16 protein-coding genes and 1 tRNA gene are annotated in these 12,936 nt (G+C 64.3%); 4 read left to right on the plus strand and 13 right to left on the minus strand.

The genetic code is table 11. From position 1 onward, the window contains the following. The first annotated feature begins 173 nt into the window (after positions 1 to 173). A tRNA-Gly gene (locus tag OHN74_RS19670) sits at positions 174 to 247 on the plus strand. Between the two features lie 49 nt (positions 248 to 296). On the opposite strand, the gene OHN74_RS19675 is transcribed toward OHN74_RS19670, so the two are convergent. From OHN74_RS19675 to OHN74_RS19720, 10 genes are all read right to left on the minus strand, one after another. Continuing rightward, positions 297 to 1,499 carry a tyrosine-type recombinase/integrase gene (locus OHN74_RS19675; RefSeq protein ID WP_327695868.1) on the minus strand — a complete coding sequence of 401 codons (1,203 nt, stop codon included), beginning with the start codon at positions 1,497 to 1,499 and terminating at the stop codon, positions 297 to 299. Next, the gene (locus OHN74_RS19680) at positions 1,499 to 1,711 is read right to left on the minus strand and encodes an excisionase family DNA-binding protein (RefSeq protein ID WP_327695869.1); all 213 of its coding nucleotides are present in this window, start codon (positions 1,709 to 1,711) and stop codon (positions 1,499 to 1,501) included. Before OHN74_RS19680 ends, OHN74_RS19675 begins: the two co-directional genes overlap by 1 nt. Further along, the gene (locus tag OHN74_RS19685; protein WP_327695870.1) at positions 1,708 to 2,997 is read right to left on the minus strand and encodes a replication initiator; all 1,290 of its coding nucleotides are present in this window, start codon (positions 2,995 to 2,997) and stop codon (positions 1,708 to 1,710) included. The genes OHN74_RS19680 and OHN74_RS19685 overlap by 4 nt, the downstream gene beginning before the upstream one ends. Positions 2,998 to 3,161: 164 nt before the next feature. Further along, positions 3,162 to 3,410 (minus strand): SpdD protein, encoded by a 249-nt coding sequence (locus tag OHN74_RS19690; RefSeq protein ID WP_327695871.1) that lies wholly within the window; start codon positions 3,408 to 3,410, stop codon positions 3,162 to 3,164. A gap of 25 nt (positions 3,411 to 3,435) precedes the next feature. After that, positions 3,436 to 3,630 carry a hypothetical protein gene (locus OHN74_RS19695; RefSeq protein WP_327695872.1) on the minus strand — a complete coding sequence of 65 codons (195 nt, stop codon included), beginning with the start codon at positions 3,628 to 3,630 and terminating at the stop codon, positions 3,436 to 3,438. Positions 3,631 to 3,646: 16 nt separating this feature from the next. Further along, positions 3,647 to 3,838: a mobile element transfer protein gene (locus OHN74_RS19700; RefSeq protein ID WP_327695873.1), complete on the minus strand. Its 192-nt coding sequence runs from the start codon at positions 3,836 to 3,838 to the stop codon at positions 3,647 to 3,649. A 266-nt stretch (positions 3,839 to 4,104) separates the two neighbouring features. Continuing rightward, positions 4,105 to 4,731, minus strand: coding sequence for a DUF2637 domain-containing protein (locus OHN74_RS19705; protein WP_327695874.1), 627 nt, complete (start codon positions 4,729 to 4,731; stop codon positions 4,105 to 4,107). A gap of 72 nt (positions 4,732 to 4,803) precedes the next feature. Further along, positions 4,804 to 6,180 (minus strand): FtsK/SpoIIIE domain-containing protein, encoded by a 1,377-nt coding sequence (locus tag OHN74_RS19710; RefSeq protein ID WP_327695876.1) that lies wholly within the window; start codon positions 6,178 to 6,180, stop codon positions 4,804 to 4,806. After that, complete coding sequence (locus OHN74_RS19715; protein WP_006382423.1) at positions 6,180 to 6,536, minus strand: SCO3933 family regulatory protein; 357 nt, start codon at positions 6,534 to 6,536, stop codon at positions 6,180 to 6,182. The genes OHN74_RS19710 and OHN74_RS19715 overlap by 1 nt, the downstream gene beginning before the upstream one ends. Before the next feature lie 169 nt (positions 6,537 to 6,705). Continuing rightward, positions 6,706 to 7,494, minus strand: coding sequence for a GntR family transcriptional regulator (locus OHN74_RS19720; RefSeq protein ID WP_327695877.1), 789 nt, complete (start codon positions 7,492 to 7,494; stop codon positions 6,706 to 6,708). A 107-nt stretch (positions 7,495 to 7,601) separates the two neighbouring features. On the opposite strand from OHN74_RS19720, the gene OHN74_RS19725 reads away from it, so the two are divergent. Genes OHN74_RS19725 through OHN74_RS19735 form a run of 3 tightly spaced genes read left to right on the plus strand, consistent with a single transcriptional unit; the run spans position 7,602 to position 8,885 of the window. After that, positions 7,602 to 8,009, plus strand: coding sequence for an NUDIX hydrolase (locus OHN74_RS19725; RefSeq protein ID WP_327700188.1), 408 nt, complete (start codon positions 7,602 to 7,604; stop codon positions 8,007 to 8,009). A gap of 46 nt (positions 8,010 to 8,055) precedes the next feature. After that, positions 8,056 to 8,484: an ATP-binding protein gene (locus OHN74_RS19730; protein ID WP_327695878.1), complete on the plus strand. Its 429-nt coding sequence runs from the start codon at positions 8,056 to 8,058 to the stop codon at positions 8,482 to 8,484. Continuing rightward, a complete protein-coding gene (locus OHN74_RS19735) occupies positions 8,478 to 8,885 on the plus strand; it encodes a hypothetical protein (protein ID WP_327695879.1) in 408 nt (135 codons plus the stop codon). The genes OHN74_RS19730 and OHN74_RS19735 overlap by 7 nt, the downstream gene beginning before the upstream one ends. Before the next feature lie 280 nt (positions 8,886 to 9,165). Here OHN74_RS19735 and OHN74_RS19740 read toward each other — a convergent pair whose 3' ends face one another. From OHN74_RS19740 to OHN74_RS19750, 3 genes are read right to left on the minus strand one after another with little or no spacing between them, the layout of a single operon-like run. Beyond that, positions 9,166 to 10,245, minus strand: a complete 1,080-nt coding sequence (locus OHN74_RS19740; protein ID WP_327695880.1) for a hypothetical protein — start codon at positions 10,243 to 10,245, stop codon at positions 9,166 to 9,168. Between the two features lie 11 nt (positions 10,246 to 10,256). Then, positions 10,257 to 10,856, minus strand: coding sequence for a hypothetical protein (locus tag OHN74_RS19745; RefSeq protein WP_327695881.1), 600 nt, complete (start codon positions 10,854 to 10,856; stop codon positions 10,257 to 10,259). Next, positions 10,853 to 12,820: an AAA family ATPase gene (locus OHN74_RS19750; protein ID WP_327695882.1), complete on the minus strand. Its 1,968-nt coding sequence runs from the start codon at positions 12,818 to 12,820 to the stop codon at positions 10,853 to 10,855. Before OHN74_RS19750 ends, OHN74_RS19745 begins: the two co-directional genes overlap by 4 nt. Positions 12,821 to 12,936 lie beyond the last annotated feature (116 nt).

Genomic DNA, 12,936 nt, shown 5'->3' on the forward strand with positions numbered 1-12,936 from the left:
TCCGGTTCACGCCTGATCCCCACTCGATTCACGCCCCGTTCCCGCCGGGCTCCCGCCCGGAACACCCCCGGAATCTCCTGGAAACGGAGGCAGGCCCCACGGCTTCGATGCCGGGGGCCTGGCGTACGGTAGAGTGACTGAGCGTTCGGACACCGGTCGTACCGGCGTCTTACGCGGGTGTAGTTTAGTGGTAGAACATCAGCTTCCCAAGCTGAGAGTGCGAGTTCGATTCTCGTCACCCGCTCCATGACAAAGGCCCAGGTCAGAGACCCGGGCCTTTTTGCTGTCGTCGTCGACTACTCGCCTCGTGCCAGATTCGTGCCAGAACGCTGATCGGCGGGTTCGCCGAGTAGGTCATCTGGCACGGTTGCAGGTTCCTGTACTTCCTGGCGTGCCTTGCGCACGGTCGCGTCGAGCCCGGCAGCAACTTCCTGCTGTCGGTCGTCGTCGGAGTGCTGATAGATCAGCGCAGCCTTCTCGGAGGACTGGCCGGCGCGGACCATCGTGTCTTTCAGCGTGGCGCCTGAGCGTGTCGACAGGGTGTGTCCGGTGTGACGAAGGTCGTAGAACCGGAAGCCCTCAGGCACGCCGACGACTACACGCACCCGACGCCACTTCCGGCCGAAGGAGCTGCGTCGGAAGGCGGCGCCCTTCTCCCCGAGGAAGACCAGCCCATCGGGCCCTTTGCCCGCGAACAACTCCATGTGGATGCGCAGTTCCGGGCGGAGGAACTCAGGCAGGAACACGGCTCGGGTGCCCGCTTCCGACTTGGTCTCACCGGGTGCACGGCGACCGTTCGTGCGTTCCGGCTCGGCGATACGCACGGTGACCTTCAGCGCCTGGACGTCGATGTCCCGGCGGCGGAGACCGGCCAGCTCTTCGGGGCGGAGGGGACCGTACGCACCGAGGTAGACCATGAGGCGCCAGCGAGGGCCGATAGCGTCGGCGAGCGCGTCGACCTGGGCCACTGTGGCGATACGACGCTCAGCAGCCTTCTCCTTTCCTGCACCCTTGATCCGGCACGGGTTGCGCTTGATCAGGTCGTCATCCACGGCCGTCTCCATGATGCTCTTCAGGAGGCGGTACGCCTTGGCGATCGTTGTTCTCGCCTTGGTCGTGCGGAGGCGTTCGGCGCGCCATTCGCGGACGAGGGGTGCAGTGATCTCGTCTAGGTCCGATTCGCCGAAGGTGGGAAGGATGTGATCGTCCAGGAGGTAGTGGTACAGGTCCTCGCTGAGGACAGACAGCTCACGCTCTTCCACCCACTTCTCCGCGTAGACCTTGAAGTTGACCGACCCCGCCTCGGGGTCACGCCAGTCCCCACGCCGGATGTCGGTTTGCTTCTCGGCGAGCCAGTCGTCAGCGTCCGCGATCGTCTCGAAGGTTTCCGGGGCCGGGCGCATCACACCGTCGGGGCCCGGATAGCGCGCCTGATAGCGGCCGGACGGAAGCTTCCTGATCGCCCCGAACCGGCGGCGCCTGCCTTTGCCGTTGGCCATCAGGCAGCCCTTCCGTAGCGCGGGCGAGGCCGCCTCAGCGGCTGCACCGTGCGGGACCGAATGAACTCATCAAGCGCGCTCTCCGGGATGCGCACGTGCCGGCCGACCTTCACGTACCGGATGCGTCGCTCCTCGATGAGCCGCCGAGGGAAGCGGGCGGTCGTGCCCAGCAGCTCGGCGACCTGGTCGACGGACAGGTAGCGGTCGGTCATGCGGTTGGCTCTCCTTCCGTTCCGGGAGCGGGTTCGAGGGATGCGGCAAGCCAGGCTTCGCTGTCGGACAGGCCGATTCCGGCGAAGACCCAGGAGGCGAGGACGTATGTCGTCTCCGCCTCGGGGCCGTTCGCTGCTGCCTGTTCTCGGCGCCAGTCGGCACGAGCGGTGCGCAGGGCGCCGAGGGTGGTGGAGTAGCGGCGGGATTTGGTGGAGAAGTGGCCGCGGAAGCCGAGCATGTGGGCCCAGGCGCGCAGGCGGAGGTGTTCGAGGTCCTTGCGTGCGCCGAGGGTCCAGGCGGTGCGGATGAGTCGGCGGGCGTGGTCGCTGATGTCGAGTTGGGCGAGTTCGGCGGCGAACTTGAGCGGCCGGTCGAGGGCGCCTGTCGCGGCTTCGGCGCCCTTGGTGGCGTACTTGGCGATGTACGCGGCTACGGCTCGGTCAGTGAGTTCCTGGCCGCCGTCGAAGTCCTTGCTGCGGATGGTGCGTACGTCGAGTTGGCGACCGAAGGTGAAGGTGTGGTTGCGACCGTCGATAACCGGGCCGTCCACGTGGACGTGGGCAGCGGCGGCCTTGATGGCATCGGTGAGCAGTTCGGCAGTGGCCCAGGCCGGGGGCGGGGTGTCGCCGCCGTTTGGGCCGTCGATGCGTATGACGGCGTGGAAGTGGACCGCGCCGCGCTTCTGGTACTCGGCGACCTTCGCGAAGGAGACCCGGGCGTACTGGCGGAACGCGCGCTGTGGGAGTCCGGCCCGCTTGGCGACCTCGCGGCGTAGGTAGGTGGAGAAGCGGCGCCAGAGCGGACCGGCGTGGGCGTTCCAGAGCACGGCAGCTTCGTAGTCGTACGTGTCCGGGTTGAGCGGCGTGCCGAGTGCGGCGTCGACCTGGTCGTGGTGGACACCGCAGCGGCAGCGGCGGACCGAACCGGCGGGGCCGGTAGGGCGGTTGTGAACCGGGCCGAAGCTCGGAGCAGTGAAGGTGGCGAAGACCCGGGGGTGTGCGGCGACGTGTTCCGGGATGCCCTTGCCACCGCGCAGGCCGGAGGTGATCAGGTGGAAGGTGTCGCGGCGGTAGACCTCGGAGCAGGCCGCACAACGGGTCGTACGGCGGTTGTTGCAGCGGACGAGGAGGTGACCGGCCGGGAGGGTGGAGGAGTCGAGGCGGTGGAGGACGTTGCCGATTTCGCCGGTTCGGGTATTCACGTCGTACTCGGTGCGGTGGCCGTCGAGGCGGATTGGGTGCGTGCAGCCGCCGAGGCCGGAGAGCTGGCGGACAAGTCCGGGCATGGTGCCGAGCGAGGCCAGCTCAGCGAGTTCGGGCAGCGGAGCCGGGGTGGAGCGGGTGATGATGACTTTCTCCTTCTGGCTTCGGTCAGGAGGGGTAGGGCCCCCGGGGCGGCGGATGCTTGGCGGTATCGAGGCCGCCCCGGGGGTCTGCTGATCAGCGGCTGTCAGCGGCGGTGCTGTTCGCGGAGCATCGAGCGCAGGACCACGGCGGCGATGGCGACCGATATAGCCGTGACGGCGACGGCCGCCAGGAGCGCGGTCAGGACGACTCCGCCGACGAGGACGGCCGCGACCGTTCCCGTGCTGATCGAGAGCTGCGGGGCCGCACGCCGAACGGGTGCGGTCGGGCCGGCCGGGGTGTGCGTGTGCGCGGCCGGAGGGGTGGGGTTCTCGGGGTACTTGGGCAGGAACACAGCGAAGCTCTCCTTATCTACTCGTCTAGTCATGTGTGCCGTTTATGACGTCCACTCCGTCGCGCGTGCCGGAGTCGATGGCCGGGGCCATGAAGGTGCGCGAGAGCAGGAAGCCGAACAGGGCGATCACTACGACGATCCAGGTGCGGACGCCGAGGAACTTGACCGCTCCCCAAGCGATGAGTCCGAGGACGAGGACGAGCGGCAGGCTGACGGTCACGGTGTGCGGGGTCCTTTCAGCGGACGGGGCAGGTGTGGGTGCGGGCGGCGAGTTCGGCGGCGGCGCGGCTGTCGTAGTCGGCGGAGAACCCGCAGCGGGGGGCGGTGCAGGCGGCGGTGTGCTTCTCGCGGCCCCGACCGTCGTAGGACGTGGCGACCTGGACGGGGCCGATGCGGGTGACGTTGCGGAAGCGTCGGTTGGCTGGCACAGCCGGTTTCCTTCCTTTGTTCGCTTGTCTGGGGGCGCGCGGACGTGTGTAAATGACCGGCATGTCACAAGGGGCGCGGCAGCTGGCCGCAGTCGGTACGGCCGCGTTGATACTCGGGCTCGCGTGTGCCGGGGGAAGGTGGTGGTTGGGCGAGTCCTGGGCCACCGTGATCACCACGTGCTGCCTTGAAGTACTGATCATTTCGGCCGTCATCGGAACACGGCGACTGATCCGGAAGCGGTAAAGCCTCCCGGCAGGGCCCGCCTTCAGAGTTGGGCGGCGATGGCGTCGGCCATGTGGGCGGGGACGCCGAGGCGGGCGCGGAGGGTGGGGGTGTCGATGGGTGCTCCTGTGCGGGTGTGGTGTTCGGCGGCGACCTTGCGGGCGTGTTGGACCAGGGCGGCCGGGACGGGTACGGCGGGTTGTTCGGGAGCCGGGTTCAGGGCCGGTTGGGCCAGCGGCTCGGATGAGGGTTCGGGCGTGTGCTCTTGGTCCACGATGGCCTCGGCGTCGTTCTCGGATGTCGCCGCCGGTGCGGAGTGCGCGAGGAGTGTTCCGCCGAGGAAGGCGACCGCAGGCCAGCCCGCGACGAGGATGCGCAGCCAGGCCGGCACCTGGTCCAGGTCGAGGAGTCCGGCGGTGGCGACATTGGCGCCGAGGGACGCGGCGAGCGCGATGACGAACCAGCACCAGGCACTCGCTTTCGTGTGGCCGGACCGCAGTCGGCGCCAGGCGACGACGAGCAGCAGGTCGACCGAGACGGGATACGCCCACGCCTTCCACCCGTCCTGTCCGGCCGCCGAGGCGACGTCGTGCAGGTGGGCGAAGGACAGTGCGGCGGCGATGAGCGCCTGTACAAGTACCGCGTCGATGCGGGCCAGTTGGGCGCGCATGGTGTCGCTCCTTCCGGGTTCAGGCATGGGAGGAGTAGGGAGTCGGCGACAGGAGTTGGGCGGGGAGGAGTGTCAGTCGGTCACGGGGCGCGGCTGGAGAGCCGGGGCCGGTGCTTCCACGACTGGTACGGGCACGTCGGGCTGGAAGGGCTTGAGCGCGGGCAGGTCGGGCACCAGGTGGGCCGACTCGCGGCAGATCTCGGCGGCGTCGCCGAGGGAGAGGTACGGGGTGCGGATGCGGGACCAGCCGCCGGAGGTGTCACCGGCCACGGCGAGGCCGGGGCGTTCGGCAGCGATGGCGCAGGCGGCGCCGACGGCTTCGGGGGCGATGTCGCCGAGGGCCATTTTGGCGGAGGCTTCGTCGTTGACGCGGTGGCAGACCCGGCCGGTGAGCTGGGCGCGGAGCATGGTGGCGCCCTTGCCGAGTTCGGCGCCGAAGCGCTGTCCGCAGACCTCCAGGTAGATGCCGGCGGCGCGGCCGAGTTGGGCGAGGCGGATGAGCTGGGTGACCATTTCGTCGCGTCGTTCCTCGTCCTTCTTCGTGGCGACGAGGAAGAGTTCGGCAACCTCGTCGACGAACAGCACGATGGGCACGGGGCGTTGGTTGTCGGGCAGGCCCCAGATGTCCGAGGTGATCTCCTCGTCCGGGGTGCCGGGGGCGATGCCCTGGCGGGCCTTGATCAGGTCGTATCGGTCCTCCATTTCCTTGATGAGCGCGGGCAGCAGCTCGGCGGCCTGGTCGGGGTCGGTGGCGAGTGCGGAGAGCCGGGCGGCGAAGGGTGCCAGTTCGACGCCGCGCTTGCAGTCGATGCCGACCAGGGAGACAGGTTGGCGGGCGAGTCCGGTGACGAGGTGGCGCAGGTACATGGACTTGCCTGACAGGGTTGCGCCGAGGGTGAGTTGGTGCGGAACGGTCCGGTAGTCGCGTACGAACGCGGTCGCGTCCTCCCGCAGCGCCACAGGAACTTTCAGGAGCCCGGTATCGGACTTGCGGGGCATCCGTACCCGGCGCAGTACGTCGAAGCCGACGAGCCGCAGTTCGACGACGCCCGGCTTGACGGTCGTGACGTACACGGCGTGAACGCCCCAGGCGTGCCGCAGCCGTTCGGCCGAGGCGGCGACGTCGGCGGGTTCCTGCCCCGGGGCGAGCCGCAGTCGGATCCGCAGCCCGGTCGAGGTGGGCCGGATGATGCCCCGGCGCGGTGGTACGGGCCGGACCTCACGTCGGGTGGTGGCCTTCACGGCCAGTACCCGCAGCCGGGAGGGAGCCACGGTCAGGCCGCACGCCTCCATGACCGAGGTGTACGAGCCGAGCAGGCGGGCGGTGGAGATCGGCAGGCCGACCGTGGACCAGTACGCCGCCGGGTGTTTGGCCCGGGTGTAGGCGGCCCCACCGCCGAGCGCGGCGAGGGGACCACCCACTTCCAGAAGCGTCGCCAGGTCGCTCATCAGGCGGTGGCCCCTATCGCGGCGGGGAACGCGGCCGGGGTGACAGCGGCGGCGCGGAACGCGATGCCGTGACGCTGCTGCCCGTTGAACACGCTCTCCCACGGCCGGGCGACGAGCCCCGGCAGCGAGACGGGCGCCCCGAGCGCGAGCCCCTCGGAGACACCGCCCTCGGGAACGGTGACCTTGATCAGCGACGACTCGCCGTCCTGGATGTGGACGACACCGATCGTCATCAGTGCCTCACCGCTGACGGCGTCCTTGGCGATCTCGCCCGTCTGCCGGTCGCGGACCTTGGGCTCGGGGGCTTCGGTCAGCAGGATCGTCGCGGCTGAGGTCTCAACACGGATGGTACGCAAGACAGTTCTCCTACCTAGTCATCTATACAAGATGCGTGATGCGAGCCCGACCTTCCGGGCTCACGTGGATCACTCTGACACACAACTTGCCCACTCGTCTATACGAGTATGCCTGTTGGGGTGTACGAGTTCGGAGAAGGAGCCCCGCGCACCACCGCACGTCATGCACTCACGTCGCCGGGAGCTGGTACGACAGGACGTAGGCGTCCGCCGCCATGACGGTGTCGCAGACCTCCACTGCCCGCCCTTCGGTGTCGTACGCGGTACGGATCAGGTGGATCACGGGCACACCGGAGGCCAGCCGCAGCGTCTTGACCTCAGCCGGCGCAGGCATCCGGGCCCGGATCTCCTCCTCGAAGTGGTCGAGGCGGTGGCCGAGTTCTTCAAGACGGGCGTAGATACCGCCGGGCCCGGGGTTGGGTTCGGCAATCGCGGTACCGCGAGCGATGTCGAGCGGGAGGTAGGAGGCAGCGAACTCGACCGGCTTCCCGTCGAGGAGATACCGGCGCCGCCGGGCGAGCACCCGCCGTACCGAGCCGAGGCGGGCGGAGATGTCCTGACTGGCTTTCTCCTCCTTGACCTCAAGGCTGTCGACCTGGGGGTGACTGCCGGCGGCGTCGGCTTCGACGATGAACGCGGACTTCCCCTGCTCTCGGTGCCGCCGGGCGAACCGGTCGGAGGCGAGCCGCCGCACGGGTGGCCGGGGCCGTACGAACACGCCCTTGCCGTGCTCGGCGTGTACGAGTCCCTCCCCCTGGAGGATGGAGAAGGAGTTTCGGACGGTCATCCGGGAAACTCCGTAGTGCTCGACAAGCTCAGCTTCGGAGGGCAGCTTGGCGCCCTCGGTGAACCGCCCACGGTCGATGGCCTCGCGCAGCTGGTCGGCGATCTGCCGGAAGACCGCACGATCGCTCGTGGGGTCGAGATCACCGAGCAAGCCGGATGGGAGTGAGGACACGAGTACTCCTTTAGGTATCTAGACGAGTGGGCGAGTGTTGTTGCTACGGTGGAGAGCCTAGCCACCTGAGAGGGCCGAGGACCGTGAGCACTGACCGTCCGCACTCCGTGAGCGTCGCCGGAGTCATCGTCGACGACCAGGGCCGCGCTCTGTTGATCCAGCGCCGCGACAACGGCCAGTGGGAACCCCCGGGCGGCGTCCTCGAACGCGAGGAAACCATCCCTGAGGCCCTGCAACGCGAGGTCCTCGAAGAAACCGGCATCACGATCACAGTTCCGGCGACCCTCACCGGCGTCTACAAGAACATGACGGGCCTGATCGTCTCGCTGGTCTTCCGCTGCGAGGCCGACAAAGGCACCCCCACCACCGGAACCGAGACCCGCGCGCTGCGTTGGGCCACCCGTGAAGAAGTCTCCGAGCTTGCCGACGAGGCGTACGCGATCCGCGTCCTGGACGCACTCGACGCCATCTCCCCGCCGGCCGTCCGCGCCCACGACGGCGTGAAACTCGTCTAGCCCGAACCCGCTGCACATGGCGGCCTACCAGCACGAAGGAACTTGTATGCACGAGTATACGAGCACTGCGCGGGTCTGGGGACTCACTTGCCCAGGTTTCCCAGAAGAGATCAGCCGGGCCCGCCGCTGGACCCGCGACATCCTGAACGGCTCACCCCTGGCCGACGACGCCGAACTGATCGTGAGCGAGCTGAGCACGAACGCCGTTCTCCATACGGCCAGCGGCCTGGAGACCGGAAGCTTCCATCTGGCTCTCGCTGTCTCGGCGCAGGTGATCGCTCTGTCGGTCACGGATGACGGGGGTACGGGTACGGCCCCGAAGGTCGAGCACCGGGACCAGGAGGCGGAGCACGGCCGGGGCCTGGGCATGGTCAGCGCACTCGCTCACCGGGTCGTGGTCCACGACAGCCACGGCGGCTACACCGTGACCGCGGAACTCTTCACCGGTTCCCGTCCGGGAGGCCACTCGTGCTGACGAACGGACCCCGCAGGGGCTACTGGTGCGAGTGCTGGACCGAGGACCTCACCGAGGCGCAACAGCCGGTGCTCCGGGCGTCTTTCGACGCATACTCGGCGCCCCAGGCGGACAGATGGATCGCCATCGCCCTGCGCACCATCTCACCGGCACTCGACTCGGACGCCTCCGACGAGGCGTGGGCCTGGCTGTACGAGGGACGCATCGAAACACGGAGAGCGCTGCTGCACGCGAACCCCTGCACGGTGTCCGTCACCCACGCCGACACCCGCATCACATGGACGGTCCGACCGACACTCTTCCTACCCCTCGCACACCGACACGGAGTCGAACTCCCAGCCTGCGCACACGACTTCAAAGCCCCTACCAGCCACAGAACCGAGCCCCAGCAGACCGACTGAGTTACAACTTTCTCTACTGGTTCAAGGCGGCTCGCTCCGCTCCCCGCGCGCGGCCCGGCCCCCGGCCGGGCCTGCGCTCCTGTCTCCGCCCCGCTGCAGCCCGGCCGGCGCCCGTGCCGCGCTCAGAGCCATTCGCCGCCTGATGCCAGAGAGGGGTACGACGTGACTGGGGCGGTCGGCTCCACGGCTTTACGCAGCCGCTTTGGGGCGAGCCTCGAAGATCTTGGCCCCAAAGCAGCTCCAGCCCCAAAGCCGCTCCACCGACCTGAAGCGACTATTCTTACGCCCGACTAGGGCTCGAAGCTCTGCCAATTCGAGGCTCACAAAAGCAACGAATCGGGTCGGCTATGTCACTTCGCGCCACCAGGTCGCGGTCGAAGACTATGTGGGCATCCTGATACTTCCACGCGTCCTGATGGGAGAGCGTTCGACTATCAGGTTTCACTCGGGCCCGACGGCCATCGAAAATGAACAAGAATCCGCGACGGTCATATGTAGCAGCTCGATCTCTGGTCCGATCCAGATATTCGGCTATTTGACGCAAACCCTCATGCGCCCGACTTTCGGCATGTCTTCCCGTTATGCGCGGCTTGTCCCCCAGGACACCACTGAGCCCCAACCACTTAATTTCGATCATGCCGATCCGGTTCGAATTCTCCCACTTCACTTCGATGTCCACTGGGTTGCGTTCATCGACGTTACTTTCGGGCCGAATATCTGGGTTCCCCTCGCGTAGGCTGCTCACCAGATGCTGAACGAGCGAATCGCGCATCGTATTTTCGGGTGCAGCCTTCCACATGATTCGCTCATCTTCGCGCCACAGGCCAGCCAATATGCGGCATTGACTAGGTCTCGCGAGCTTTAGAGCGTAATGTTCTAGACAGTCGGCAAGATCGTCAAATTTCGAAATTCCAAAGATTCGCGCGAACCCAACAGAGGGCGGCACATCGCCAAGCTCACCATTTACCCAGAACTCCTCCACCCTCCCTGGAACATAATGGTAAACAACGGCGTCGTGAGCCAGTTCAGCTGGTTCGTACTTCTCTTTCCAGACCCAAAAATCCCCGCCCGCACCAACTTCGACGGTCAAGACACCATCATTATGGAGCGCGAGTCTTCCAGCATCTGTAACCTTGTACGCTTGGCTATGGTCGAGTGGCTTCTTATCAGGATTCGTTCGATAGAAGACCGTTAGAGCCACATTGATCGACTCGTAATCAACCGCCCGGTGAATTTCCTTCAACCGGGGAAGAAAATTACGCAAGATAACCGGCGCTGATTGCCCAAGGCTTTCCGAGGCTACATGAATGTAGTGCCCTCGAGCCATTTCGGCAAGTCGTTCCTTGTCAGCCTCGTTCACGCTACCCCCTCCTAGCGCTCTACTCTAGTAGCCTGCTCCAATAGGAAACTGAGCCAGACTACGGCCGGCACCATGTAGTCAGGAATATCACTGCCTAGAGTAGCCTTAAGCACAGAGAATTGATCATAAACCTGCTTCAAATTGGCGTCCTCAAGCAGTTCCTGAGGGACATCCAACTCAACTGCACGAGCCAAATGCGGCTCACGAGACACACCTGCTTCGACGGAAGATACCGGCATAGCAGCTGATGCCCCTGTGGCCCCCCGTAGATAGGGCGCACGATCCGAGAACCGCCCCAGCCTCATCCACAGCTCCAACTCCTTCTTGCCGGTTGGAGTCAGCCGAAGTTTCTCCTCGTCAGCCGCAAGTAGGCGTTTCGACTTCAGCCATTCCACGGCGTTATAGAGCTCCATGCTCCAGGGCGATGACGCAGGAGTGGATAGGAATTTGTAGCCCCAACTCGCTACAGGCTTCTTGTCGTAAAGACCCAAAAGGCAAGCGAGGTAGATAAAGATCTGAACGGCACTGAGGGTAACTTCTTCGCCCTCCCTGGAGAGTTCAGATGCAACAAAGAGCGCGTCGAAAGAAGCCTCAGGTGCGGCCTGACTCAAAACATTCTCCCATCCAAGCTAGCCTGAATAGCGGCATACGACTGATCGAAGAGTTCCTCAGCTTGAGCCTGCACCTCACTCAGAATTGACCAATTAGTCATACGCTCCACATGCATGGTTTCCCTCCCGCACACCCGTGCCAGCTCCAGCACCAGCCTGTTGGAATTAAGGTTCGCGGTCATGATGAGCCTGTTGTTGCGACGGACAAATTCTCCGAACATTTCCCCGGCGCGACTTTCATATGCGATGTCGAGGGATCCTTCAGGTGTATCAATGAGAAGACAAGCCGGCGAGCGCCCACCTAGCATGTGCTCGGTCAAGGCCATTCGTAGAGCTATGTCAATAAAGTAGCGCTGACTTTCGGAGAGAGCGTCGTGCTCGCGACGAGTCTGTCCATTGACTGTCACGATAAGAAGCGGCCCCCGGGCACGCTGCTCGAGGCGACAATGGAGATCCATGCCAAGGAAAGCACGAGCCAAACTCTGGAAGCGTGGCAGGAACTCAGTCTCAGCTTCCGCATAGGCTTCCGCTAGCTCTTGCGCTACAGGAGCCACGAGGGCCTGGTATTCGTCACGCTTTTCCCGGAACTTATCGCGGCGCTCTTCAGCGCTCCTCTGCTCTGCTTCCAATTGTTTAATTACGTCGGAAATGCCAGAGTTCGCGGTCCTGTTCCGGATCCATTCGGAATTATCTTTCTCGAATTCATCTAGGACTCGAGTAGATTCGCGGAGCTCATCCTGTGCTTCGGTCAGTCGCTCCGTTGCCCTATCAAGATTCTCCTGGGCAGACTTGAGATGCGTGCTGCTTTCTTGGAGTTGCTGATCGAGCTCCCTCAAAGTGTCGAAATCTTCGTCGCCCTCTTGCTCGATCACATGACTGCGGCACAGCGGGCACTGATGAGAATCCAGAAACTCGGTGACTACCTTAACGTCAGCAACGTCCGAGGTGCCACATACACCACAATCTCGCTCATGCAGCAGCCGCAGGATTAGCGGATGATCGCTCATGCCGCTCTCTGGACTCAGGCGATCATTGAACACGCGGTTGTACTGAATCGTGAGTGCATGATGATCAGCAGCCGCAATTCCAACGGCCAGTCGCGCATCCTTCTCTTGCACGACCCTTCTGTCGACAACTTCTACACAGCCGTCGCGAACCTCTGTCAGTCGCCGCTGCTTCTCTTCCAAGTCTTCGTTGTACTCAATGGGAGAACCACTTCTCTCCAGCAAGTCACGGATTTGTGATCTGGCGGACGTCGCTTGGTATTGTGCGTTTCTTGCTTGAGACTCCAAGCGGTCTGCTTTCCTCTGCCACTCACCCGCTGCGTCTGCTCGGGCCGTATCCAGACCAAATGCAAGAAAGAGAGAAAAGCGAGTCACTTCTGGATCCCAGAAGAGCAAATGACGTCGCTCATCAAATGTTACGAGGAAGTGTTGAATATAGACCAATTGATCAAACTTCGCCAAACCGCAATGCTGCACGACGTTGGCTTCGAAGAGTTCGAGGAGCTCCTCGCCCTCCAGACTCTCATCGACATCGACTGACTGCTCTATCTGCACGTCGGGGCCTTGGATTCTCAGATACTTGAGCTCGCCAAGCTGAAAAAATCCGCGAGTGACCTTGTAGTCATGAGAGCCGACACTGAACTCGATCGTTACATCGGCAATGTCTCGATCTGCTTCGGAAATTCGGCCACGAAAATAATCTGGAGTGTTTTTTACTGCGCGCTTTCGATACTCGGCGAGCGACTGCACCTTAGGGTCAGGGTGAGCGACCGCGCCCGTCAGCGAGTAGTTCAAAATAGCCAGGAATGTCGACTTGCCGAGACCATTAGCCCCGGACAAGCAGAAAACACCCTTGTCAAAACTAACTACATTGTGGCTGCGATTTCTGTAAAGCGAAAAATGGGAAATCGTCAGCCGCTTGACTTGCGGCAACACGATCCCGCGCGAGCCCTCACTCATCGCACCTCCCTGATGGGCCGTCATGAAGACGTACTGTAGTAGCGCAACGTCCCACCCGCTAGATAGACTCACTCATCCAGACCGGGCCTCAACCATCGCTCGCTGAAGTGTGACTG

Origin of the sequence: Streptomyces sp. NBC_00459 (genome assembly GCF_036013955.1) — a bacterium.
In the GTDB taxonomy this organism is placed as follows: Bacteria; Actinomycetota; Actinomycetes; order Streptomycetales; family Streptomycetaceae; genus Streptomyces.

What these genes read in the sequence shown, in the direction of transcription:
- OHN74_RS19675 (WP_327695868.1), bottom strand. Translation starts at nt 1,499, where the DNA reads ATGGCCAACGGCAAAGGCAGGCGCCGCCGGTTCGGGGCGATCAGGAAG.
- OHN74_RS19710 (WP_327695876.1), bottom strand. Translation starts at nt 6,180, where the DNA reads ATGAGCGACCTGGCGACGCTTCTGGAAGTGGGTGGTCCCCTCGCCGCG.
- OHN74_RS19750 (WP_327695882.1), bottom strand. Translation starts at nt 12,820, where the DNA reads ATGAGTGAGGGCTCGCGCGGGATCGTGTTGCCGCAAGTCAAGCGGCTG.
- OHN74_RS19705 (WP_327695874.1), bottom strand. Translation starts at nt 4,731, where the DNA reads ATGCGCGCCCAACTGGCCCGCATCGACGCGGTACTTGTACAGGCGCTC.
- OHN74_RS19680 (WP_327695869.1), bottom strand. Translation starts at nt 1,711, where the DNA reads ATGACCGACCGCTACCTGTCCGTCGACCAGGTCGCCGAGCTGCTGGGC.
- OHN74_RS19685 (WP_327695870.1), bottom strand. Translation starts at nt 2,997, where the DNA reads ATGCCCGGACTTGTCCGCCAGCTCTCCGGCCTCGGCGGCTGCACGCAC.
- OHN74_RS19730 (WP_327695878.1), top strand. Translation starts at nt 8,056, where the DNA reads ATGCACGAGTATACGAGCACTGCGCGGGTCTGGGGACTCACTTGCCCA.